The following is a 25,553-nucleotide window of genomic DNA, read 5'->3' on the forward strand; positions in this document are numbered from 1 at the left end:
GTTTATTAGATTGTAAGAGTGATAAACCCTTTCTTAAGAAGTTGAAAACCGTATAAAATACCATTGGGTGTTATTTCAAGATTACCTGGCAAGGATTCTGGATTTATGTTGAATTTAGAAAGTGAAATTCCACAAACAATAACTTTTACATTTTGAGCTTTTGCTTTTTCCAACAATTCATTAAAATCCGAATTATCTGCTATCTCATTAACTGTTTTACCACAAATGATTACATAAAACTCTCCGTACTTTCTCCTGTCTTCTTTTGCTAATGCATTTGCAGTAAGCAGAACAGGTTTAAGTTGTTGTATGTTTTTTGAAAGCACTAGATAATTATTCTTTTCTGGATTAATCTCTTGGGCATGTAATTGGATTGTTCCAAATAATAAAAGGAACATTGTTGTTATATATATGATTGAATTTCTCATTGTTTTTGAGTTTTTAGATTTGAATTAATACTAAAAAAAAGAAGTCCGCCAAGTATGGCTACATTCTTAAAATGCGGACCTAAAGTTGTCATTTGTCCAACTTGTATGGTTAGCGTAATAGGAATTAGAACTGCAATTAACATTATTGCTGCAATTCGGGTTTTAAAGCCTATAAGTAACGAAACACCCGCTATTAACATGACAACACCTGATAGAATCACAGCTGTTTCGGGTGTGCCAAGAATATGCCCTATAAAACCAATAGAGGCATTTTCTATCCTGCTCACGGTTTTTTCGGTATTAAAAAAATGAATTGAGCTCGCCACTATAAAAATCAGGCTTATCATAATGCGAAGAATAACTACAGACCTGTAGCTAACTTCAAGTGTTTTTTCTTGAAATTCCATTTGTAATCTTTGTAATTGATAAATAGCAGTAATGGCAACTGCTTTGAGTTTTCTTGTTTAGAAAATCAATTACGAATAAACCTTGAGGTTCTGATATAGAATATACAGTGGAACATCAGTGGCTTGTTGGCTTTTTGATGCATTAAGGTTGAAAGAATGCTTGAGTAAATAGATTGTAAAATCAAAACGAAAAGCATCCGATATTAGAAAGTCTGATAGCTGAAAAGTTGGTTTTGAAATATCCTGAACGGTTTCAGAAACCTCAAAATTCTGGCAATCTGATTGGGAAATTGTAGATTGACTCTTGTTTAGAACTTTTGTTTGGGGAATCCCTAATTCGGCCTGAATAATATTCCGAACCTTACAAGGTGAAAGTAAAAGCAAACATGCCAATCCAAATACGGACAGAATTGAAATGATTTTTTTTATTTCCAGGCTTTCTTTCACTTTTGCAAAGTTAATAATAAATGGCTTTGAAGCTGAATTATGGTATTTATAATATAACGAGCACATAAACGCATTGTGCATACATCCACTATATATTATTTTTGAATACAGGCCATTCCAGTTAATAGAAGCTTATTTACCTAAATTCAAACACTTCTAAACATTTACGATTGGATATTTACATTAAAACTAAGAAATAGGTGAAACAAATAAAGCAATTCCCACTAAAGCATCTCCCCAACCCAGGGCTCCTTCTGTTCGCTGTTACGGTACTACTAAAGCTGGAAGCCGATGCAAAAGAATGACCAAAAGTGCTAATGGTAAATGCTTTCAGCATGGAGGTTAGCGAATAGGTAATACCATGGCCTAATCCTTTATTAAAACAATCAGGAAACGGGAATTACAAATTCCTAGGATATATGGGAGAAGAAACATTCTTCTCCCAGTTGGCGGGCCAACAGTATTTTGGGTGAAACAACCGTCGGTACACCAAACGGTGTAAGGGAAAGCCTATGCCCAAAAAACAGCCCATAAGTTGTCCCAAAGCCCACAAAATGGGCAAAGAAAAACCTAAATACCACCAAACAGCAGGCAAAATACAGCTCAGGTACCGGATTTTTAAGTTCAAACCTCCAAAGATACAAAAGGGGAAAAAGCTTTCCCCATAATTACCCCTTTCCCTGCACCACTCGTTCAATACTGCACTCATGCCTGCCCGCCATTGGAGGGGTCGGCCGTTCCGGCCACACGAATGCTTAGTTATTGGCGGTAGTTAGTATTTTTTCAACCTTCGTTGCACATCACTCTCGTTCTATACCAATAGCAAGGATTACCCCAACGGCAAACCCAAACATAGTTGTTGTGGCATACTTGAATTCCACAATTACAAGCGCGGCTTATTCCCGCTGCTTCTAATTCCTGAAGTTCTTCTTCAGTCGCACGAATTGCTTCGACTTCTTCTCCGTCAATTTTCAAGATGATTTTTACATCTTCAATAACCATTTCACTTAACTTTTTCATTTTTAGAAATTTAATATATATTGCCTACTCTGTCTGGTTTTCGGCTTCCCCGTTTTAAAGTTTTTTCTAAGTACATACTACTCTTGGTGAACTGCCTGTGCAGTCGCAATACCCATCTCTTGAGCAGGTTCTAGTGACAGACTGTCCATTACACGTGCAAGTTATCCTGACACTATCGACTTCAACTTCACCTAATTTATCAATAATGAAAGTCTTGACTGTTTCAGTACCATTTCTTAAGTCTTCATCAATTTCTATGATGAGCTTTCGGTTGTTGATTAATTCTTGTTCAGATTTTTTCATTTGTTTTTATTTTATTATTGCTTACTCTTAATAGTTTTCGGCTAACTCATTTTTCACTTAGTATTATTTTGAAAAAGTACTTTGTGCCCTTTCCTTGAGCATTCGTGAAATAATATGACCCTTGTGTTTGACCAGGGTATAAGTAATTTTGATTATACTCTATTTCAAATAGCTCCCAACCTAATTCTCCTAATTCATTAAATAATCTATTTTCTGTTCCATTCAGTATTTTTCTAGGAATTACTGCTTTCAGATCATCTTGTAAGACTTTAGCCATTCCAAGTGTGTCCACTGCAATTGATGTACTGTCGCCATAATTAACTCCAAATCTCACCGTCAAATACTGATATTTATCTTGTCCATATGATGTAGTTGCCAATGCCATACAAGAAGCAAAGGCTACAACAATCGATATTATTTTGTTTTTTCTGGTCATTTGGTTTGTTTTAATTACCGCAAACGTCTGTATATACGCCAATGGTCTATACACAATATTATTTTAACATTTTATTAAGTAGTTGACAATCAGGTTTTTATATACTTATAGATAACCGATTGACGAGGTAATCTTTTGCAAGAATTTAGTAAGTGCTTCCCTTTGGGACTTGGGCGAAGCGACATACTTCCCCTAGTTGGGGCAAGGAGAATCCTTTTTGCAGATTCTCCAAAAACGACATGTATTCTCTCTGATGCCATGATTCTTATTTACGTGCTATACGAGCATATAAACGTATTGCAAATACACCCTCTATATCCTTTTTCCATAAAGCCCCTTAAAGTTACAAGAAGGCCATTTATATGATTTCAAACGCTTATCAAACACTTGTAAACATTTACAAGTGAACATTTCCATTAAATCTAAGAAATAGGCAAATCAAATAAAATACCATTTTTACGGTATTTTTTACCTGCTTCAAAATAGCTACCTTAATAAGTTTAATATTCCTCGACACCTCCTATAAATGAAAAAACACCTACTCCTACTCTACCTTACTTTATTTTTTGCATTTGCCCAGGCATATGGGCAGACGGTTTATGTAACCAAGACAGGTTCCAAATACCACAAATCCTCCTGCAAATATTTAAAATATAGCTCAATAAGCCTCCAACTAACAGAGGCCAAAAAGAAAGATTATACCGCTTGCAGCGTGTGCAAACCTAGCTCGGTAGTGACGAGTAATAAGGCTGGCATCCCTCCTATGACCGCAAGTGAAACAAATATTATGACCCCAGCAAAAGCCAGTACAACAAAATCTTATCTACAATCCGGGGCTACTTCTGTTCGATGTTCCGGTACCACCAAAGCAGGAAGCCGATGCAAAAGAATGACCAAAAGTGCCAATGGAAAGTGTTTTCAGCATGGAGGTTAGCAAATAGGTAGTCAAATGACCTTTTTATCTATTTGTCATATCTTCAAAACAATCAAGAAATGAGAATTACAAATTCATAGGATAGAAGAGTGGAGTGGCATACTCCAGCCAGTCTGTGGTATAGAGTAATGAAGAATTGTCTTTTACACTCTAATCATAGTAAAAGGTTTAAGTCTTTTATCAGGTTTTTAAATTCTAGTTCAGTTCTATCATATATTTTCTCGCATGCATCTAAAAAGTTATCACCAATTTCATTCTTTTCGATGCCAAATGTTTTTAATGCACTATCCATTTTATCCCCGAGTTTTCTTCCTGTTTGATGTGAATCCAACTGCCTAAGAGTATTGATGGCACTTAATATCTTGATCAACTCGATTTCCGCAAGACCATTTTCTAGTCTTATGTTGATCTCTTTTGAATCACTTTTAGAATTTAAACCTGTTTCTTTGGCGATCTTTAGGTAGTTTAATATGAGGTTTAAAAGTTTTATGCTTCGAAATACTTCACCTTCACTTTGTTTGAAACTGTTTAGATCAATCCCTAAAACCTGTGTTGCAGCCTTCCTTAAATTCTTTTCTACTAAATTTTCAATTAGAAAATGGTGAAGTTTTTTTATACGGTTTAGAAAACTCTCTCTTAAAAGCTTGTGGGCAAGATGATTTGATATAGGCTTAATACTATCATGATTTGACCAACCATAATAATTTAATTGTTCTCGATCTAGTTTTATTAGCTCTTCCGTTGAAATGGTCTGGTCTCCACAGTAGGAAATAATATTTGATAACCATTCCCCAAAATGAAAGTAGCTATAAACCAGCTTTTTTGCTTTTATGGCAATATGCTCAGCATCAAGATCAATACAAGATATGTCTACCGAAAATTTATTCCAATAAGATATTACCTTAAAAGGAGTACCTTCATAAAGTTTAAAAAGCTCCAGTTTTATATGATTTCTACCAATTCTTGAAGTACGAGAAACAGACCATTGGTTTTTATAGCTAACACTTCCTGATTCAGGGCATACCGTATAATTATCATCTTGCTCATAAACATCTAACACCTCATCAGAGACGTATACATACTCCCAGTGTTTCGCATTACTTCGGGTTATCGGTTCCTTAAAGCCCGGCCATATAAGATCCTTCTTGTTGTCCCATTTACTAAAAGGAATTTCATCTCCCAACTTGATTTCCCTGAATCCGGTTACTTCTGCAAAGTACTTATCATCTAAAGTCTTGAGTATTCTAAAGTGATTATACTTTGTTGTTTTTTCAAAATGTTTGTTTTCACCTAGTAGTTCTTGAATTTCAGGATCACCTTCTAATATCCTTGTTTCACAATAAACCTGAATCAAGACCTTTTTCTTTAGCATTAGATAATCCTGCAAATACTCCTTTCTAATTTGAACAAAGCTTTTAGAGTATTCGGGAAAATCGTAAACAGACTTTGGAATAGATACTACAACATCCATCATGGGCTTACTCAAGTCATCCCAATAAATAATTTCCTCCGTTAGCCTAGGAGTAAGACCATACGTTAATAGGAACATAGGGTCTGGCTGGAAAGTAATATTATTTGCAGATTCCCATGATAATATTAATGGATGCACTTTTTCTAACCCTGCATGATTTGAGACGAATACAGAGGAAGAACCATTATATTCATAGGCTTCATCATAGAAGGGGCGTACAGAGCTATTAGTTGTTGGGTTGATCTCCTCCGGGTTAATAAACTGGATGAGCTCCGAATCAATTAGTAAACTTTGATAATCCCTTGAGGATTGTGTACCATCCTTTAATTTATGTGTTATAAGTTCACTTACATATAAGTAATTACCTTTTAGAGGATTGAACTTTTCAACATCGGCAAAGATTTTAGGGTACCAGTTTTCCATTTTATTCTTGATGACCTGAAGCTTTTAGATTGTATGATGTATCCTTAGGCCCATATGTTCTGTATAAACCTTTTCTTTTAGATTTCAAGACTAATTTTATTTGCTTTGACAACGTTTCGTAATTCATTTATTCCCATTTCAGGGGATATAAGTAATTTATATCCTCTGGTCTTTCTTTTCCTAAGGTATGAAGTGACTTTACTCTGCTCCTGCATGTATATGGATTTTATTATTACCTGAAACGGGGAAAGGTTTTTAGTTAATGTTCCTCTTCCGGATGCTGTCTCCTTTTTTAGGATACCTTCAAGGTCTTTTGGTGAAATGTCTAGTGTTTCAATCAGCGAAATTACGTTCTGAGCTAACCTTCTTTTGTCGTTTGGAAGATCATCTTTTTGAAATAATTGAGACAGTAAAATAATGACCCTATTTGTCTTTTTAACAATTTTATTCTCTTTTGCAAGTTCATTAACTTTACTGAGATTGTTGGCTCCACTAATGGCAACCTCAGCTTGTTCCAACGCCGCTTTTACTTGAAAGGCGACTCTTTCCTTACCCCAAGCTATACGGTCAGTTTTGTAGATTATATCATGGGTTGCGATAGACCACGCATGTTGTAAAAATGTCTTGATCTGGACTTCAAAAATAAACGTCTTTATATCTGGGTTGATCGATCCGATGTATTTGTCTCCAAGTCTACAATAAAGTCTTAAATCATCAAATGGAAAACTATCTGTACTTTTAAAGGTATAACTTTTGCTATTAGGTTTTTTTTCAACTATTTCAAATAATCCCTCTATCAGTTTTTCGGAATTATCGATCTCATCCAAATTTTCAACTACCAAAGTACAAGCATAGAAATCATGAAATATACTGTATTTATCGAACCTTCCTGTTTCCAACTTTAAAGCAAAGCTTTCAATTGTTTTAAGTCGGTCAACAAAGTGCCAAGTTTTCTTTTTTCGTAAAACCAAGGTTTCTGAAACTCGTTTTTGAAGAATCCCATAGAATTCCTTTTTCGAGTTAAATAAACTTTGTACTGATTGAACGATCTTCATTAGGTAAGCACATTCGTTAATGCAGTTAAGCGATTATTTCTTTGGGTAAAGTCTGTACTAGCTCCTCTGGAGTTCTCATAATAAAGGATATGATTCTCGTTAAAGCGATCCTCTTCTTGGTTTTCCTCGCTAATGTTTGAAACGGTCTCCATAAATCTTCTATAATTAGTAGCTAATTGATTGACATCTGGTGATTCAGCTGTGGCTAAAGCTGCCCATAGTGTATAAAAGTTATTGTTCGATCCTCCGGCAAACTCACTGATACAGCCATTGATTTGTTCCATCTGTTCAATAATGTCTTTTAACATTCTGACCCGGTCAAGTACTGCTTCGGGCTCAAATCCATTATTCTCAATAAGCTCATCTATATCATCATAAGTTGCATATGTTTCATCGATATTAGATTGGTCAAAACCAGATATTTTACCTTCGATCATGATCATGAACAGTTCTGAAATAAATTGAACATTCCTCATTCTCTTATCTCTACCTCGTGTACTGATCTTAAATCTCCACCAAAAATCGTTTTGGGCTTCGTTTTCGACCTCATTGACAAACCATCCATTATATCTGGCATGTCGTAGTTCTTGAGGTTGTAAATTTCTAGCATTCCTGTTAACCCTATCAAATACCTCTTCAATATTATTTCCTTCGATGCTGTCAATAAAGTCTACAACCAAAGTATAATCCCAAAATCTACGTTTATATTCTACAGAAAGGTCTTTAAATTTCTTACCATTTAAGTTAACATCCCCATAGTCAGTTCCAATTGCTATTTTGCTATTAGCAAATGCAATTATGGTTTCAAGCCGCTGTTTACCGTCCACAACATGATATTCTGTAAACCCATTGTCATCTATAGTCCTGTGAATAAAAACTGGAGGTGCTGGGTAATTTCTAAAAATCGTATCCAAAAAGAAGCGTTTGTCTTTAGCACTCCAAACGCTTTTTCTTTGGTAAGGAGGTGATAGGTCAAGTTGTCCGTTTCTGTCCAGGTCCAGAAACCAAGTGATTTGCTGAGTTGTTGGCTGTCTTGTCATAATATTTATCTAGGCCCCATAAATCTGTCACCATTGAAATGGATCATATGATCGGGTATATCCATGATCCAGACTTCGGTTTCCCAGGCGATTTCTTTAGAGTGTTTCTTAAATTCGGCAAAATCAGGAAAGGCGGTAACATAAACCTTTCCTACTTTACATTGTGATAAAAGTGCTTCCAATTCTACAACACGTTTTGGAGATACCGGACCATGGGAAGTTACTGCTTCGATCAGATAAAGCCATTGTTTACCCTCATCGTATATAACAACATCCGGTAATTTACTATGTTGGTCTATTGGTATTCCTAACGCACCTAAAGATTCAGTATCGATGTAAAGATCCTTTTTGGCGGTATCTCCTATGTATAAAACTTTTGATTCTTTGGCAAATCTAGGCGCAAAATCTTCTACGATGGCTTTTTGTACCTCGTTGTGCCTGCCCGGACTTAGTTTTAATTCAGTGCCATCGCTCAAAGTAACTGGTATAAGATCTCCGGCGCGCTCTTTCGCATATCGGGCTTTTAAAGATCCGACACTATTGACAAAAGCTTTGGATGCACTTGCCCATGCATCTGTCCCATATGTCTTAATGGCCTCTAATGCTTCATCAGTGATGGCATAATGAGTTCTGGGACTGTTGACAGGAAGGTCAGGAATGTCCGGGTTGAGATCTACTAACCTTGCTTGTACAAATTGATGTAAGACTTGACGCCTGACGGTCTCCCTGGTGTTAGGGGCATATTCTTTTTGGTAGGTATCAGAGATAAATTGCATGATGCCTTTGGTTACTCTTTTGCTATTCTTGGTAGCATCTTCCCATAAAGTGTCTTCGGCAATCCCTGCCATCGCCAATAAGGTATATGCAGAAATCTCATTCTGCTGAGCAGGAGGTAAACCTAATGTCTTTAATATCTCTTGTGCTTCTTCTAGTTTGCCCATATTTTGAGGAAATAGTTTCAAGCTGGAATCGCTCATTTACAACTTGGTTTATAATTTCTACACTAAAAATTTCTATTTGCATTAATTGTCTTCCGATCTCTTTAATGGTCTCATGAGGTGGTAATGGCATTAATCTCAATTCAGTTGCACTTACATTAACATTACCATTGAGTATCCTGAAAAACTGATCGAATATCGTACTGTTTAGCAACCCGGCAAGACCAAAGATCTCACATTCTTCTAACTCTCCGTTCGGACGATATATATAATTCAGTTTATTCTCAACTCCAATATGCGTTGCATTGCTCGATCTTGAAAAGTATGGGGTTGCGATCAATCTGCTTTTATCATCTTTGCTACTGAATCTCCGTAAAAGAAGATAGTTCTTGTTGGGGATCAATATAGGTAATGACCTTTCTTGTATAAGGATATATTGTCCTTTGTTGGGTCTGGTCAAAGGCCAGGTAAGCTTCATTTTGGATACATTATGTAGCCAAAATAATGGTGCTGGATCAAATGCCTCTTCGGAGGGCTCTACTTCTTTAATATGATCCCACGCTCTATGAGCCACTACCGGTCCTGTAGATATCTGGATATTATAGGTGTTCAATGTCCCCTTCCATGATCGGAATAGTTCAACTATTGCTTTTTCTTTTTCACTGATAGGGAGATAAACCATTTTGTCCAAAGAGTCATACTTGATCACCAGATCTGCAGGTAAAGTGATCGTTTCAGGTGCTTCCAAGTCTTTTATCCCATTTGAAGAGGTAACTGTTATTTCATCATTATGCGCATTGTTCTCCTTTGGAAAACATTTGAGGATCATTGTTTCTTGTAAAACCTTATCCTTACTGAACGTATCTTTTCTTGAGTGGAACAAATGGGCTTGTTCAATATTAACTTTATTGAAAAAGTTGGTCCTGAATGCTTGGAAATAGCTCCCGGAGCTGAAACTTCTAGGTGTAATAAAGATCAATTCTCCACCCTGGTTTAAAAGTTGCGCAGATACAGCCATGAAAATAGCATAAATATTTGCATGTCCATTGACCACTGATTTAGCAGCCAGAGTACGTTCGTCGTTTTTTGCAAGCTTGAAATAGGGAGGGTTCGATATTATAATGTCAAACGTTGCTTCATTTTCATCATTAAACAAGCTTGTATAAGTAGCTAGGGCAACTTTGTTTGCGATGACAAAATCGTCTTTATGGATGGAGTACTCAAAGTTAACGTCTTTACCGAAGCACCACTGCTTCAAATTTTGAAGAACACTTTCCGCATAGGGGATAATACTTGCATCTGTTTCATAACAAACAAGTATTACTCTTTCTATCCCGGGACCCTTGTTTATCAATTCTTCAATTAAACAACTGGATAATATGCAGGTACCACAACCTGGATCAAGAATGGATATCACGCCTGTCCTTTCTCTCGCCATGGAGGCCATAAAACGGGCAATGGATAATGGCGTAAAGAATTGCCCTTTTCTCTTCTTCTCTTCCGAAAGGGATAGCTCGGCATATAAAGCACCGGCTTTATCGGCATACGTACTTGGGCGATCTTCTTTAATACAGTTTGAAATATCCACTTTTTCTATGCTTTCACCTGTCATATCATTATTATAAAACTTTATCAACTGCCGAAGATTAAGTATTCAATAACATCAACCTCTAATTAACAAAGGGTGATACTTAACCATTACTGTATGTCAATAATGATCCTTCGGCAAATATAAACATTTTCGCCCTCTATCAGGGGAGCTTCAACTTCAAAAATAGAAGGAACTGACGATATCATGCCAGAGTATTAGAGATTTATTCCTCAATTTTTTGTGATAATGGTAAGTCAATGAAGATCATTGGGTGTAATTTTAAAGTGAAGTAAGTTCTATTCCGATATGGAGTCTCTTTTTTCCTGACCGTTCACTAATAAGCTATCCTCAAATTCTTTGATGACGTTCTCTTGTTGATCATTAAAAAGCTGGCCTTCTTGAATACCATGGCAATAACCATCATTATCACTTTGGGATTCTTTACTAAACAATATGGCACTGCATATTGTGATCACTAGAACGCCTGTAAATATATTGGCCAATTTAAAAGAATGGTAAGATTGGATCAGGTGGGTTGCTTTGATATTGTTAAGTCTGGTATTTACTGTTAAACTGCTTAACAGGTCCTGAACGATCTCATGATGAAATTTTTCAATGCTGTTATGTTGATGCTTGATCACATTATTTCCGGAAGGACTTTGGTATTGGTAGTTCTTAAGTTTATAATTCTTCAAGGCATTCTTTAATGTCAGCATGTACAATAAAAATGCAACGACCAACAAAAACAGACAAATACATTTCAGCGCAAAAGGGATACCGACTGTTTTATCGATCAACAGCGGAACAAATAAGCTGAGCAGAGAGAATACCAAACCTGTTTGGGCGATCATTTGGGATGTTTTCGCTTCAAAAGAAGCCAATCGCTTGTCCTCATCATCCAATAATTTTTCCAGAAAAGCTCTATGGGCCTCCGAATATTCTGAGGCTTTCTTGTATTCATCCTTATTATAGTCAGGGGAAGGACCCTGAGAAACTAACAGGAGCCCGATGGATCTTAATAATTGCTTTATCATAATCATATTTTTAGGCTAACTCTTTGATCAAGGATTTTGTCAAGGGAAGTCCGGTCTGTTGTTCGATCCATACCCATTGCCCATTTGGGTTGATCTCTAAAAAAACATAAGCTCCATCTTTTTTTCTGATCAGATCAATCGCTCCGAACCTTAACCCGAGGGTATCCACCAATTTAATGCATAGGTCGGAGATAGCTTGTGGCAATGAAAAGACCTGGAATGGTAACCGTTCTCTACGCCAATCCACTTTGGTTTCTTCATGTGCTTGGGAGTCCACTTTAGCGGCAAATACTTGTTTCCCAATTACAGTAGCCCTTATTTCTATGTCTTTATCGATATACTCCTGAAAGATACAGGGAGTAAGGTCATACTCTTTTATATTAGAGATCATCTCTTCAGGCACCATATTGGTAAAAAGCAAAAAACTGTTATTCCCATTTTGACTTCTTGTAACCCCCAATGGCTTGACGATAATATTCCCTTGATGCTTTTTATAGAAGCTGGTTAACTCGTTTTTTTGGTTGGTTACAAGAGTGTCTGGAAGCAGGAAGCCTAAAGCAGCCGCCGTCTTTAATTGTAATAGTTTGTTTTCAGCATGATAAACTTTATAGGGAATGCTGACCCATTTTACATCAAGGATAGAAAACAGATTGTCCAAAAAATATTCAGTTTCCTTTAATACATAATTTCGGTCTTCCAATGGTAAGTGGTTCAGGTCAGGCAACATCGTTCGCCTGAACCAGACTGACCTAAAACTTTTCTCACCCAACATGGATGTATTGAATGTATCTTTGATACTAATACTCCAGGGATACTCAAGTATATCCTCGCAATTCAATCGTTTATAGGGAATACCTTCTTTATTTAGGTTATTGATTACAAAATCAACAGTAAAGTCCCTTTTATGGGTTATGATCAGGATCATATGCTATGTTTAGTCCCTATCTGTTGATTCCAGTTCTGTTCTTGTAAAGGTGGAGGTTTCCATTAGTCTTTGCATGCTGAAACGATCACGGTCACTGTCCGTACCTTCGTTATAATCCAATGTATTGGTTATAGTTTCCATTCGAATACTCATCATATTCTTATCTGAATCGGAGGCCTCTCCAAAATATTTAGTACCTGTAACTGTCTCCATTCTATAACTATCAATAGCGGGCAATCCTGTCATGCTATCTATAGTAAGATTCTGGCTTTCGTCATAAACCAAATAGTCACATGGATCGCATTCTTCCAAAGGCTCTTCTTTAAATGCTAATACAAAAGGCTTCATAGTATTGGATATAACTTCATAAAAAACAATATAACTAATTTTTTCTTTATGTAAAACGTCTGCTAGGATACTAAGTTAAATAGTGGTTTGACTAACTGCTTTATTTTCCAAGTAGACTCGAAGTGGCATACTCGCCCAGTCGGAGGCTTTCCGGCCACATGAATGCTGATTAATTATTAGTCAAAGATTTTATTTCTAATTGGCCATTGGTCATTGAACAAATTTTGAATTCCACCTGCAAATTTTGGTTTTCACAAACTCCCATGATTTGTCCTTTTGTTTCTTCGTCAGTGTTCCACCCAAAAATAACCTCTTTGTAAGCTTCAGTTGGAATTTCTATTTGTCTATCATCGATAGTAGCAGGGGCTGGATAGAATTTATGAGTTCTGTATTCTTGCTCAAACTCCCATTTTCTTTCTTTAGAAAACACCTGTTTAAATCGTTCTACTTCGAATTTATCGTTATGCAATATGTCTGGCAATTTATCATAATACTGTACTGGACCACCTCCTCCTAAATGATTAAACAGTATTTTAGGGTCAAATCCAGCACAAAATCCACTGCCGTTGCCACTGTATTTATTCCACATATCCAGATTGGCGAAGTTTGCTGTAAGACTTAAAACCCCAAAACGTTTATCGTATTCCAAGAAGTCCTCTTCTTGCTGCTTTTTTACAAAATCATGGTTTTTTAGAGGGCTATTCTTTGTCCAGTCTCTTGCAAATTTTCTGTGTTGCTGTCTAGTCCAATTCGGATGCTCCTTTTTTGATACCATAAAATATTTTTCATAAATATCTTTTTCAGTCATTAAGTCATAACGTTTAAGCAGTTTACAGTCTCTTTTGTCTTCAAAACTAGTTGGAGGTGCCATGAAAACAATTCGTTCTGTTAAAATGGTCTTCTGATATTTATCGTTCCATATACGATATTTATAGATAGTATCTGGAATATCTGGCCATTCATCAAAAGATAGCTCTCTTACTTCTCCTAGTTCCATACTTATAACTTACTTATTTACATTTATGATTTCCCTGACATACCCATCCAAAAAAGTGGTATAAGTCTCGATTTATTCGTTTCTATCTCAGCAACTATTAAACTTAACCAGCTCTCCATTTAAATCCACTAGATGCTAATTGCTTAACTAACTAATGGCATTAACAAAAGCATTCCCCATAATTATCCCATTTCCAGCTCCACTCGTTCAACACTGCATTCAGGTTTTGCCATTCCGGCCACCCGAATGCTTAGTTATATTGTGCTGCTTTATTTAAAGGTCTAACTTTTACAATATTCTAAAGCGATATCACCTCGAATTGCCCACGTTTGATTTGAGAATGGTTCATTGCCAAAATTTACGCCAATAAAATTATATTCTTTTTCACCTTGATCGTTTTCAAATTCTCCAATTATCGGTGCTCCTGAATATCCACCCAAAATCATCTTGTCAACAAAAAAGTAAAATCTACTAAGCGCATACATTTTATCTCTTTCATTAAATAATGGCATTTTAAGCATTGTTCCCTGATAAAATCTATCAAAACCATCTGGATTCAACTGGGATTCAAATTTTGACAATTTTGACCAAAAGAAGTCTTGATTTCCTTCAGGATTTGGATAGCCATAAATCAAAACCTTATTAGGAATTTTATTAAATACATCAGGATTAATAATTTCATTTATGTAATTAAAATTCAAGTCTTGGGCGTTGACTTGAATTTTAAATAAATCGATACGATCGGACATGTAAAAAATCTCCGTTTCTCCTATAATTTCTTCTCGAATGTCAAACTTTATTAATTGGAAATTATTCGTACTGGGAATTTCCAATTTTAAATACAGTTCATTTGCTTTCCAGTTTTGTCGATTATGCATAGGACTCATTCCTTTAATAGCATGATAGTTACTAACGAGATATGTTATCTCGTTTTCAATGAAAAAAAATCCCGTAGCTGAATGTTGAACATTCTCCGAAATTGTAAATATCGGATAACTATATTTTGATAAAATTCCATCCATATTTTTTGTGTCAGATTTCGTGGTAATTTCCTGTCAAATCGCTACACATTTTGAACGGTCTACAAACCTTGATATTCGCTACTTTCCCTGCCATTACTAAAACAAAATATTGGGCTTAGTTGTTATTCAATTCTATTACCTGGTCGTAATATTTATTCTTTTGATTCTCCAACCCCTCTAATAATTCATCATATAAAATTATGTCTATGTTTTTTAGCGACTGCCTCAATACTTTAAAATCATCTCTTTTTTCCTCTGTGTCAAGTTGCTCTGAATGACCAGTTATTAAAATTGCTCTTGGCTTAACTACTTTCACATTGATTTTTTCTTCTCTTCTTATATCATCTGCCAAAATCGAAGCTTTTCTCTCGGCATTAAACAAATATTTCTCAGCTTGGACAATAGCTTTAACAGTTGTTGTGTGCCAATAAAAGTTACCTCTGTCTGTATCATTTGAAAGTAGAGGGGTTTCAGGCTTTTTAATTTCAAAAATGTCAAGATAACCTTTAGTATCAATCATGCCGAAATCTACATTTCTGGACCCTCTGAGTATTACATTTAACTCAGGTAATATTTTAACATATTTACTATCTAAAAGGAAAAGATTCTTTTTAAGGTATTTCCCCCAAAGATTTTCACTTATACTATTTTTAACGTTTTGTTTAAATTCATCTAAAATCCTATCTATTGCTATCGTGTCAACTCTAATCTTAGTTCTGGCTAATTGTAAAAACTTATGTGAATTACTCTGATATCTTTTATCTAATAACTCTGTAATAAAGCCCTCAAATTTTATTAAATCATCAGGTGTAAGATGTTCAATAATATCGGTATTAAGATTCTTTATTACATTTCGATATTGTTGTTGTGCCGTACTTGTATTTTCTTCAAATTTATCTGGGAATAGATTATAGAAAAAACCATCCAATATATCGTTTTTGCTCCGAGTTGATTGATTATTTACAACAATGAATTTTTCTCTTAATGTTTTGAAATCATCATATTTAAGCGTGAGGCGGTAACTATCCTCATTACGAACTTTTCGAATTGCACTATCAGAGTCTTTTGATATAGTTAAACTAACAATTGATTTATTCTCTAATTTCTTGTTAAGATAATACTGAACACCTTGCTTAATATAACCATTGTCTGAAAAATCATCAGGTATTCTATCAAACCCCTCAATTAGGATTTTATTTAGAAAAAAATCATCTTCTCGCGGAAAAAATTGAATGGTGTGATTTTGTTTATCAACCCTAAATGCTAATCTTTTAGTTTCAGGATTTTCATCCTCAATCACCCAGTATTCGGTAATGGTTGGATTTATAATCTCTAATTCTGATTCGTATTTCGGCATAGTAATGCGATTTTTCAATTAAGCCAAACTTGTATATTTATAAACCAAAGGTTTAAAAAGCCACCGTCATTGGTTGGCTTTGCACACCATTGGTGAGTTTTATTTTAAAATATCCGTTGGACTTATTCTCCAAAACTAAAAAGTCCATTTCATTAATAAAATACCCTACTTAGGGTATTTTTCACTAAAACTATACAAAAAACTCTCCTGCAAGGAGAGTCTATATACTAATATGGTTTAAAACAACTTTTATAGGTTACTGATACAATTAGCTTACCTTTCAAAAATAACCTTATCCTAATATAACCAATTCCGTGTTTATTTCACAGGCCATCACCACTATCCTTCCTATAAAGCGTTCTGTAAAAGCCTTTCGATTTTTCATTTGAAGAAAGTCTTGGATAGGATCGCTTACTGGTGTTTTTTTTCACAGCGTCTTTCAGGTATTTTACCTTGACTGGAAAACCGAACCCTTCCACTGCCATTTCATATATTTCCCAAGCTGTATGGGGCTCATCAAAATAAGTGGAGTTAAATAGCTGATCTACCCAATCCTGCACTTCTTTTGCTGATGCTTTACTTTCTACTGGAAAATCAGGATCTTTTGATTCAGGAATGATCTCATATAATTTTTCCTCTCCGTCATTTTCAGGCAGGCAAACCTCATAGGCCTCTCCAAATTTGGAATCGTAAACCTTAATGTTCAATGACAATTCAATCGGTGAGGAGTCTACCCCTTGGTAAATCTCACTTGGTGAAAGCTGAAGGACATGACATAACAAAGTTGTGTCATCTATATTATATTTTAAGGTTGTAAAGGGGTTTTCTACATCCCTCACATAGGTGTTTGCCTTGCCAAGAAGAAAGGATAAATCTCGGGCTGATATCCCTAAGGAAATCCTTCGGTCCAAAACGTTTTTAACCTTAAAAATATGTACTGCTGCTATGTTAAGTTTAACCGTCTTTGTTGGCATCTCCTTTTCCATCATCAAAATAGGCGATATCTATATACCATACCCGCTCCCCATCATCGATTCTTTTTAATTTATTGTTTTCTTGCTGGGACATCCTGAAGGCAGTTGAAGTAAAATGGCCCTCATTCCATTCTCCATCAAAATGCTCATTGGCAAATGTAGTAATTTCCTTAGTGCTTCGAGGCTTTTGCAAAAAGTCCGTATTGTTCAAAATTTCATTTAGAATATATTTAGGGCCTTCAGGAGCCGGAATCTCTATAATATCTTTTGGAATAAGTTCTTCTTTAAAAGTCTCATTTGGATAAAAGTCAGCTGGCGTATATACTTCACCTGAAATCTTGGAAAAAAACTTGGCAATACAATTTAAGGTTTCATCTGTATAAGAATTGGTTGTTGTACCACTTTCAATTTTCGTAAACTTATTTGTATCAGATCCTTCTGAACAGTGTTTGGCTAACTGTTCTGTGGAAATACCAAGGCTGATTCTTAATCTTCTAACCTCATTTATTATATGAAGTTTGGTTTTTGAAATTAAAATAGGTTCAGTCATTCTTAAAATAATAACTGAACTGTTTATATACTTTTATTCCAAAATATTTTGTTTTATAATCAACTAGTTTTAAATTAGACACATATTAAATATTGGACTAAAATCCAGGCATTTGGATGATGGACCTTGTTCTGAGAATCTAGGAAACTTTCAGTAAACACAAGGTGCAGGTTTAAGTGCCCCTCACTATCTTTGTGGTAGTGGTGGGCCTCCTGTATGTGTTTACGACCCTTTCCTAGAGGTTTCAGAGCATACAGTGTAGGCTCACTGCTGCTTTTCAGCCCGCCACCACTAGTTCATATCCAAAGCAGACCCTAATAAATTTTGGATAATGAATACAAACCCAAACTTCATTTACGAAAAGATCATTAGAAATCCAGAGTGATTTCCAGAGAGTAAAACTTTTATCGCAATTCGTTGGCTGCATTCGTCAAGTGATCCTCCGGAAGATCATTGGCGTCTGGTAGGGCAGCCTGGCCTTGAGCTTAATAAGCAATGGGATTTAATCAATTTCTTATAAATGTAGAAAGAAAGAAGCTAAAGGTCGAAAGACAAAAGCCGAAAGGAGAACGTATTGGACGGGGAGATTTATATACTCTAAGACAGTAATTTGCCCCCACCTGACCTCCCCCTGAAAGGGGAGGAACCGATCTCCTTACCGAGATCGAAAAGTCTCCCTCAAGGGGGATTTAGGAGATAAATAGGAGATTGCTTCTTCCCTCCGGTCATCGCAATGAAGAGTTTGAGGACGTTCTCGGCTCCGAAAACGAATCTTTAATCTTGGCTCCTGCTACTAGCATCTGACAAGACTCAGCGTCTTGTCCCAACACTTTCTACACAACCGCATTTTAAGCATGAAAAAAATAACGATCACGTGCTACCTGGCATTGCTATGCCTTTTTGGAAGTGAGACATATGCCCAAGTTGCTTTACCTCACACTGCCTCTGGAGGCTCGGAGGGTGCTCCGGCGGTGGTGTATGGGGAGATCAAAGGGACTCAGCCTATTGATAGTTTAAGGATTATCGTATGGGAGGAGTACTTTAATTCCCGTATCCATATCCCTGAGGAGAAAAGGTATATGGTGGCCACGGAAGTTGGAAACTTTGTGGAAGGTAGCCATGGCTCGCAGACCTTTGAATTCGGGATAGAGAACCCAAAGGACTATCAGTGGATATCCATCAGGAATAAGGCCATTAAGTTGATAGATCGCTTTTTGGTCAGAGCTGGAGATCGGGTGCGGATTCGCTTTGATCTCCTTACCGGACAGACCTTTTTTGGAGGCCCCGATGCTCCTTATTATGAAGTACAGCAGCTGGTGCGGAATAGCCTGGAACAATCGGCCTTTAACCAAGCCCCTATCATGGTCACGGGCAATAAGGAAAGGACACTTTCAGGTTCTCCCATTGATTCCTTATATGCTGTAGCCCAAGCCAAGCAATCGGATATCCATTTGTTGATGGACTTTATTGAGCCCGGAGAAGGTATGTTGAAATATGTCAATCACTTGCTGAAAAGCCCGTTTAATGACCACCCAGCTTTTGAGATCATTGACCTATTTGAGGGAAAGGTAGACAAGGCCTTTCTGGATATCCTTCGTGGGGAGGTTATCGGCAAGTTGATGGAAAGGCCGATCAGTTTTCTAATTGATTCATATGGGGAAAATGACTTAAGCAGGGACTTGTTGGAAAAGGTTTCCACTATCATGGAAGGAATAACCTTATCTGCTGAAGTCCAATCCCAAGCCCCCAAGCTGGTAGAAACCCAAATGGAATTTGCCAAGCTCAGGGCCAAAGCAGAAGGCACTGGTCTACTGGCTCAACTCGACCAAGCTAAGGCTCCTTTGCGTGACCGAATGTATGCCTATTATGTCTTTGGGTATATCAAACGAATGGAAAAGCCTGGGCCGGTATTACAAAGAGGGCTAAAGGTAATCGAAACCCCATGGATCAGGGAGAAATTTCAGGAACTGTTGACCCTACATAGCCAGGGTGCTCCACTCCTGCCCATCACGGTACTGGACAAGGAAGGCAATACGGTAAAGCTGGAAAGGTATAAAGGCAAAACCGTCTTTCTCTACTTCTGGCTGGACGGCTGTAAATTCTGTAAGGATTTTTACCAGCACAGCTTAAAGGAGGTCATGACCCATTATGAGGGCAATGAAGATGTGGTTTTCCTCACCATCAATGGGGATCGCAAAATGGACAAATGGCTGGGGTCGGTGGAATCGGGAATCTTCTGTGATCCACAAGGAAACAACTTCTATGCGGAGCGCCCTTCTCCTATTTTCGATGACTATAAAATCACCAGCTTCCCCTATAAAATGATCCTCAGTCCCGGCTACCGAATTTTCAGACAGGCCCTGTCCGGTAATGATCCTGAAAAGATCATTGAGGCGATTGACGAAGCCATGGAAAATGGTAGACAAAAAGCCTTTTCAGAATAACCCAATATATAACGATGATCAAAAACAACGTCATTGCGACGACCAAAGGGAGGAAGCAATCTCATTTCTGGAATTTGAGATTGCTTCTCTACGGCCCTTCGACAAGCTCAGGGGCCTTCAATCGCAATGACGTAACTGAGGGAATCCTCATCATTTTTAACCAAAACCAAAACAATCATGAGAAACTATTTACTATTGACTGTACTCTTCCTTCTATGGCATATGGCCTTGGGACAGGAGGCAGCATTTGAAGTCAGGGGAACCGTTTATTCCCAAGCAGACGGAAAGCCTATCCCCGGAGCGGTGGTCAGCACCGCAGATGGCAAGAAGCGTACGGTGAGTGATGAAGATGGCCTCTTCAAGCTTATGCTGAGTAAAGGAAAAATAACTTTGGAAGTTAACTATCTGGGAATGGCCACTTTTTCGGAAAGTATTGATGTTCCGCTTTCAGATCCCCTTGAAATCAGGTTGAGCAGTGAAGGCATTAACCTGGAAGGTGTGGAAGTGGTATCCACAGGATATCAGGAAATCCCCAAGGAAAGGGCCACGGGTTCCTTTGTCCTGGTAGACAATGAACTGATTAACCGCCGTGTCAGCACCAACCTGATCGACCGTCTGGAGGATGTAACGCCCGGATTGATCTTTAACCGAGGGGCCAATGCAGCTTCCGACCCCATCAACATACGAGGCAGAAGTACCCTTTTTGCGAATACGGCTCCCTTGATCATCGTGGACGGCTTTCCCTATGATGGCCCTTTGGAGAGCATCAATCCCAATGATGTGGAAAATATTTCCGTGCTCAAGGATGCTGCTGCGGCTTCCATCTGGGGAGCACGTGCAGGCAATGGGGTGATCGTGGTCACCACCAAAAGCGGCAAACAGGGCACTGGTCCACAGGTCAGCCTGAACAGCAATGTGACCATCTCAGAAGCGCCTGACCCTTTTTATGAGCCCCAGATGAACATTCCTGATTTTCTGGACATCGAAAAACAATTGTTTGAGGAGGGTTTTTACCGCAGCCGTGAAAACAGCTCCAACCGTACCCAACTCCCTCCAATGGTAGAGACCCTGATCGCACTCCGTGATGGACAGATAAGCCAAGCGGAGGCCGATGCAAGGATAGAGCAATTTGCCAATACCGATGCCCGTGAGGAACTGGAAAGATTCTATTATATCCCTGCCATTAGCCAGCAGTATAGCTTGGGTATCCGTGGTGGTGGTCAGCAAAACACCTACGCAGTTTCCATAGGCTATGATCGCAACAATGCCTCTGTGGATCCCAGTTACAGTGAACGCTGGACCTTGAGCGGTAAACAAAACTGGAAACTGTTGAATGATCGCCTGAACGCTTCAGCAGGTATATACCTGAGCAAATCATCCAGTTTCAATGGTACCAAATTGCCACAGGCCTATGCCTATGAATCCCTGACGGATAAAAACGGGAACCCTGTTGCCATCACCGGTAATTTGAGTACAAGGTATATTGCCTCCGTTGCTGATGAAGGCTTGTTGGACTGGAACTTTGTACCACTGGAAGAAATTGGACTTCGGGATTACCGAGGCAATAGCCTGGACTGGCGTGCCAACTTGGGATTGGAATATCAACTGGGCAATGGATTCTCTGCCAAGGCCAGCTACCAATATTGGAACAATAGTGGGCTGAGCAGGAATATCGATCCATTGGAATCCTTCTATACCCGGGATCTGATCAACAGGTATACCCAAAGAGATGAAAACGGAGTGCTTTCCTATCCCCTTCCCATTGGGGACATCCTCTATGAAAGCAGGCAAAACAGCTTTTCCCATACCCTCAGGGGACAATTGGGCTATGAGAAAAGCTGGACAGGCAAGCATTTCCTGAATGGCATTGCGGGCCTTGAAGTCAAGTCCCTCGAAGGCCTTGGTTCCGGTAATTATTTCTATGGCTATGATGATGAACTGGGCACTGGGCAACCCGTTGACCATATGACCTCCTGGCCTTTCTATTACAATTCCGGAAGAAGGGGGGCAATAGACGCAGGAATTGACCACAGTGGGACGATTGATCGCTTTGTATCCTATTATGCCAATATCGGTTACCACTTTGACTATCGCTACCACTTGACCTTAAGCGCCAGAAAAGACCAGTCCAATATCTTTGGAGTGGACGCCAACCAGAAAGGGGTGCCCCTATGGTCAGTGGGTACTGCCTGGACGATCAGTGAGGAGAACTTTGCCCAATCCTGGAACATCCCTTACCTTAAACTGAGGGCCACCTATGGATATAATGGCAATGTGGACAAAAGTCTCTCCTCCATGGTAACTGCCCAATACTACAACTTTGCTTCCTATTATGAAGTACCCGGGGCAAGGGCTGCCACCATCATTAATCCTCCCAATCCCAACTTAAGGTGGGAAAAGATCGGTATGGCCAATTTGGCGTTGGACATGGAAACCAAGAATGGAAGGTTTGCAGGAACCGTGGAATATTACCGAAAGAAGGGATCAGACCTATTGGGTGAGGCCACCATCGCCTCCTCACATGGGATGGACGAATACAAGGGGAACTTTTCCGAAACACTTACCAAGGGAGTGGATGTAGAACTTAGAGCCAAAATAATCAACAGGGCCTTTCAGTGGCGCACCAGCTGGATGCACAGTTGGGTAAATGAAAAGGTTGTGAACTATGAAAACACGCCTACGGTAAACAACCTCTTGGGCAGTGCACTGGGAGGCGGAGCCTATCCCATGAGCGGCCGTCCACTGTTTGGGATTTACACCTACCACTGGGCAGGCTTGGATCCTGACACAGGTGATCCCTTGGGGTACCTCGATGGGGAGCCCAGCACCGAATACCGTGATATCCAGCGGGCAGCGACCATTGACAACCTACAATATCATGGTCCTTCCAGACCTACCCAGTTTGGAGCATTGCGGAACGATTTCAGTTGGAAGAACTTCCAGCTGTCCGTCAACATTTCTTACAGGCTTGGTTACTATTACATGCGAAGGAGCATTGATTACTTCAACCTGCTCAGAGGCTCCATTGGGCATGGAGATTTTGACAGGCGTTGGCAGCAGCCTGGCGATGAGTACCTTACCCAAATTCCTTCCCTACCCGAATCGGCCGACTTTTACCGTCATGACTTCTATATGAATTCGGGTGTACTGGTAGAAAAGGGAGACCATATTAGGCTGCAGGACATCCGCCTGAGCTATTCACTGAATAAGGATCATTTTCCTATCCTGCCATTCCAAAGGGCGGAAGTTTATACCTATCTCAACAATGTAGGCATGATCTGGAAAGTCAGTGATGATCCTTTGGATCCTGACTATAGGAGCAGTAAACCATTAAGAAGCTTTTCCATAGGGCTAAAAGTGGATTTCTAAAGTATTCAAGAGAAGTGCTTCGCCTGCCCATTCAATTAATATTTAGTTTAAAACAGATTTAAAAAAGGGTAATTCTAAAAAGGCGGGTGGGCGGAGCCTTTTTTTAACAGCAATTATAATAGAGATAAGGTTAATGAGGAATGAGAAAAGTCAACGACACTTCACTGCCTACCTGACAACAAAGGCATGCAATGAGGGAGGACCAACAAACTCACTACCATAGTCCAGTCTTTATCAAGTGCCTGCCCCGATCGATATTGGGGCCTAAAATCTAAATAGAGTCCCTTACCGCATACTTTCTTCATATGATAAATCACAACATCATCAGCGGGAAATGTTTCCAGACGGGAAACCGGGACTCTTAATTTAGAAGAAAGAGAAAAGGTTAATACGTCACTACGAAACCTTGACCATTGAACCTGCCGAAATGAAAGAGATTGAAGCAGTCTTGCTTTAAAAATATGGGATTGCCTCATTTCGGTCATATGATATTTCGACAGGCTCTGCAACTAAATAGGCCTTCATTCGCAATGACGCATTTCAGGACAATCTCACTACCGTAAACCAATCTATTGTCTAATGTCCTGTCTGATGCCAGGCAGGCCCAAATCTTAATCTAACCAAAAATGAAAAACAAACTCAAATATATACCCATCATCATGATCATCAGTATCGTGCATTTGTTAAGCTCTTGTCAGGAGTTCCTGGATGACAAGCCCAATAAGGATATTGTGGTGCCCAAGACTGCCCAGGATATTGAGGCCTTGCTGACCAATTATTCGCGTTTCAATATCAACCCATTGATTACTTTTGTCTTGGGGCCAGACTATGAAACTACCACGGATCAATGGAACGGACTGGACCCTTGGCAACAGAACGCCTACTTGTGGGAAGAAAGTATTTTCGCACCACTTGAGGGGTCAACCGATTATAAAGGGATCTATAGGCAGATATTTTATGCCAATATCAGTCTTGACTTAATAGAGGAAGGAATCTCAGGGCCTCCGGAAAAAATAAGTGAGCTGAGGGGAATGGCCTATTTCCTTAGGGCTTATGCCTACTCCAATATTGCGATGCTATACCTTCCCATTCCCAATTCGTCTTTGGATAATGGTAATTATAAAATGCCCTTGAAATTGGTCTCCGACATCAACCAAAGAGCAACGTGGGTTGGAGTCGACGAAGTCTATGACCAAATCATCAAAGATCTGGAAATTGCTATTCAGCTTTTGCCAACACAAATTCCTAACCCCATTTATGCCAATAAAACTGCTGCCCAAGCCTTACTTGCCCAGGTTTATATGGTAGCTGGGGAATTTGAACAATCGGCAGAAATGGCTGAGGAAGTAATTGATAATGGTCCTGAACTTTTGGATTTCAATGACCTAGACAGTAACCTAGAGTATCCGTTTGAACTGTTCAACCAGGAAACCCTTTATTACGCCAAGACGGACGGAAAAATATCGATCACCGCTTCTTCAAGTACCTATATCCCAGAGGAACTTTATGCCTCCTATTCCAATGATGATTTACGTAAAGACTTGTTCTTTCAAACTAATGAAGATGGAAGACAGCTGTTTTATGGTTCCTACACTGGGGGATATAACCTGTTTACAGGAATCTCCCTATCTGAAGCCTACCTGATTGGGGCAGAATCATTGTTCCGGATAGGAGAACTGGAAAAGGGTCTGGAATTACTCAACAGTTTACTGGAAAAACGGACCAAGGTTGGTGAATTTGTTCCATTGGAAACAAATAACCAAGAAGAAGCCCTTCAATGGATCTGGCAAGAAAGAAAAAAGGAACTCGTCTTCCGGGGGAGAAGTTGGGAGGACTTTAAAAGAATGGGCAGGGATGGACAAGGACAGACCCAGGCCAGCAGAACTATCAACGGTCAGGAATATACCATTAGTCCCAATGACCCAAGAACCATCATCAGGATTCCGGATAAGGAACTGGAGCTGGAAGGACAGCTTTAAACAAAAAAATGGGCCGGGAAATCAAAACCCGGCCCATTACCCTTTAGCGCCTTACCCATAG

Annotated in this window: 23 protein-coding genes; 5 read left to right on the plus strand and 18 right to left on the minus strand. The window is 38.7% G+C overall.

What is annotated here, in order from left to right; translation table 11 throughout:
* Positions 1–5: 5 nt before the first annotated feature.
* The 5 genes from JL001_RS21550 to JL001_RS21570 all read right to left on the minus strand — a co-directional run bounded on the left by JL001_RS21550 (position 6) and on the right by JL001_RS21570 (position 3,041).
* Positions 6–428, minus strand: a complete 423-nt coding sequence (locus JL001_RS21550) for a DsrE family protein (RefSeq protein WP_200979825.1) — start codon at positions 426–428, stop codon at positions 6–8.
* Positions 425–835 (minus strand): DoxX family protein, encoded by a 411-nt coding sequence (locus JL001_RS21555; protein ID WP_200979827.1) that lies wholly within the window; start codon positions 833–835, stop codon positions 425–427. Before JL001_RS21555 ends, JL001_RS21550 begins: the two co-directional genes overlap by 4 nt.
* 847 nt (positions 836–1,682) lie before the next feature.
* The gene (locus JL001_RS21560; protein WP_200979829.1) at positions 1,683–1,991 is read right to left on the minus strand and encodes a hypothetical protein; all 309 of its coding nucleotides are present in this window, start codon (positions 1,989–1,991) and stop codon (positions 1,683–1,685) included.
* Positions 1,992–2,065: 74 nt separating this feature from the next.
* The gene (locus JL001_RS21565; protein ID WP_200979830.1) at positions 2,066–2,302 is read right to left on the minus strand and encodes a hypothetical protein; all 237 of its coding nucleotides are present in this window, start codon (positions 2,300–2,302) and stop codon (positions 2,066–2,068) included.
* Positions 2,303–2,651: 349 nt separating this feature from the next.
* Positions 2,652–3,041 (minus strand): hypothetical protein, encoded by a 390-nt coding sequence (locus JL001_RS21570; RefSeq protein ID WP_200979831.1) that lies wholly within the window; start codon positions 3,039–3,041, stop codon positions 2,652–2,654.
* A 526-nt stretch (positions 3,042–3,567) separates the two neighbouring features.
* Here JL001_RS21570 and JL001_RS21575 point away from each other — a divergent pair.
* The gene (locus JL001_RS21575; protein ID WP_200979832.1) at positions 3,568–3,975 is read left to right on the plus strand and encodes a hypothetical protein; all 408 of its coding nucleotides are present in this window, start codon (positions 3,568–3,570) and stop codon (positions 3,973–3,975) included.
* Positions 3,976–4,129: 154 nt separating this feature from the next.
* On the opposite strand, the gene JL001_RS21580 is transcribed toward JL001_RS21575, so the two are convergent.
* The 13 genes from JL001_RS21580 to JL001_RS21640 form a co-directional block, all read right to left on the minus strand.
* Positions 4,130–5,869: a hypothetical protein gene (locus JL001_RS21580; protein ID WP_200979833.1), complete on the minus strand. Its 1,740-nt coding sequence runs from the start codon at positions 5,867–5,869 to the stop codon at positions 4,130–4,132.
* 77 nt (positions 5,870–5,946) lie between these two features.
* A complete protein-coding gene (locus tag JL001_RS21585; protein WP_200979834.1) occupies positions 5,947–6,924 on the minus strand; it encodes a hypothetical protein in 978 nt (325 codons plus the stop codon).
* Positions 6,924–7,964: a DUF262 domain-containing protein gene (locus JL001_RS21590; RefSeq protein WP_200979835.1), complete on the minus strand. Its 1,041-nt coding sequence runs from the start codon at positions 7,962–7,964 to the stop codon at positions 6,924–6,926. The genes JL001_RS21585 and JL001_RS21590 overlap by 1 nt, the downstream gene beginning before the upstream one ends.
* Positions 7,965–7,969: 5 nt before the next feature.
* Positions 7,970–8,905 (minus strand): BsuBI/PstI family type II restriction endonuclease, encoded by a 936-nt coding sequence (locus tag JL001_RS21595; protein WP_200979837.1) that lies wholly within the window; start codon positions 8,903–8,905, stop codon positions 7,970–7,972.
* On the minus strand, positions 8,838–10,538 hold the full coding sequence (locus JL001_RS21600; protein ID WP_200979838.1) for an Eco57I restriction-modification methylase domain-containing protein: 1,701 nt from the start codon (positions 10,536–10,538) through the stop codon (positions 8,838–8,840). The genes JL001_RS21595 and JL001_RS21600 overlap by 68 nt, the downstream gene beginning before the upstream one ends.
* Before the next feature lie 251 nt (positions 10,539–10,789).
* Entirely contained in the window at positions 10,790–11,527 is a 738-nt protein-coding gene (locus JL001_RS21605; protein WP_200979839.1) for a hypothetical protein, read from the minus strand.
* Between the two features lie 10 nt (positions 11,528–11,537).
* Positions 11,538–12,452 (minus strand): hypothetical protein, encoded by a 915-nt coding sequence (locus tag JL001_RS21610; protein WP_200979840.1) that lies wholly within the window; start codon positions 12,450–12,452, stop codon positions 11,538–11,540.
* A 9-nt stretch (positions 12,453–12,461) separates the two neighbouring features.
* On the minus strand, positions 12,462–12,800 hold the full coding sequence (locus JL001_RS21615; RefSeq protein WP_200979841.1) for a hypothetical protein: 339 nt from the start codon (positions 12,798–12,800) through the stop codon (positions 12,462–12,464).
* A 169-nt stretch (positions 12,801–12,969) separates the two neighbouring features.
* Positions 12,970–13,797: a DUF2971 domain-containing protein gene (locus JL001_RS21620; protein WP_200979842.1), complete on the minus strand. Its 828-nt coding sequence runs from the start codon at positions 13,795–13,797 to the stop codon at positions 12,970–12,972.
* Between the two features lie 281 nt (positions 13,798–14,078).
* Entirely contained in the window at positions 14,079–14,819 is a 741-nt protein-coding gene (locus JL001_RS21625) for a hypothetical protein (protein WP_200979843.1), read from the minus strand.
* Between the two features lie 115 nt (positions 14,820–14,934).
* A complete protein-coding gene (locus JL001_RS21630; RefSeq protein WP_200979844.1) occupies positions 14,935–16,176 on the minus strand; it encodes a Shedu immune nuclease family protein in 1,242 nt (413 codons plus the stop codon).
* A 323-nt stretch (positions 16,177–16,499) separates the two neighbouring features.
* A complete protein-coding gene (locus JL001_RS21635) occupies positions 16,500–17,165 on the minus strand; it encodes a hypothetical protein (RefSeq protein ID WP_200979846.1) in 666 nt (221 codons plus the stop codon).
* On the minus strand, positions 17,131–17,700 hold the full coding sequence (locus JL001_RS21640; RefSeq protein WP_200979848.1) for a hypothetical protein: 570 nt from the start codon (positions 17,698–17,700) through the stop codon (positions 17,131–17,133). Before JL001_RS21640 ends, JL001_RS21635 begins: the two co-directional genes overlap by 35 nt.
* Positions 17,701–18,554: 854 nt before the next feature.
* Between JL001_RS21640 and JL001_RS21645 the strand changes: the two genes are divergently transcribed.
* The 4 genes from JL001_RS21645 (at position 18,555) to JL001_RS21660 (ending at position 25,492) form a co-directional block, all read left to right on the plus strand.
* Positions 18,555–20,144 (plus strand): redoxin domain-containing protein, encoded by a 1,590-nt coding sequence (locus JL001_RS21645; RefSeq protein ID WP_200979850.1) that lies wholly within the window; start codon positions 18,555–18,557, stop codon positions 20,142–20,144.
* A 14-nt stretch (positions 20,145–20,158) separates the two neighbouring features.
* On the plus strand, positions 20,159–20,395 hold the full coding sequence (locus JL001_RS21650; protein WP_200979852.1) for a hypothetical protein: 237 nt from the start codon (positions 20,159–20,161) through the stop codon (positions 20,393–20,395).
* Positions 20,322–23,513: a SusC/RagA family TonB-linked outer membrane protein gene (locus tag JL001_RS21655; RefSeq protein WP_200979856.1), complete on the plus strand. Its 3,192-nt coding sequence runs from the start codon at positions 20,322–20,324 to the stop codon at positions 23,511–23,513. Before JL001_RS21650 ends, JL001_RS21655 begins: the two co-directional genes overlap by 74 nt.
* Before the next feature lie 626 nt (positions 23,514–24,139).
* Entirely contained in the window at positions 24,140–25,492 is a 1,353-nt protein-coding gene (locus JL001_RS21660; RefSeq protein ID WP_200979866.1) for a RagB/SusD family nutrient uptake outer membrane protein, read from the plus strand.
* The last annotated feature ends 61 nt before the right edge of the window (positions 25,493–25,553 follow it).

The organism is Echinicola sp. 20G (assembly GCF_015533855.1).
Classification (GTDB): domain Bacteria; phylum Bacteroidota; class Bacteroidia; order Cytophagales; family Cyclobacteriaceae; genus Echinicola.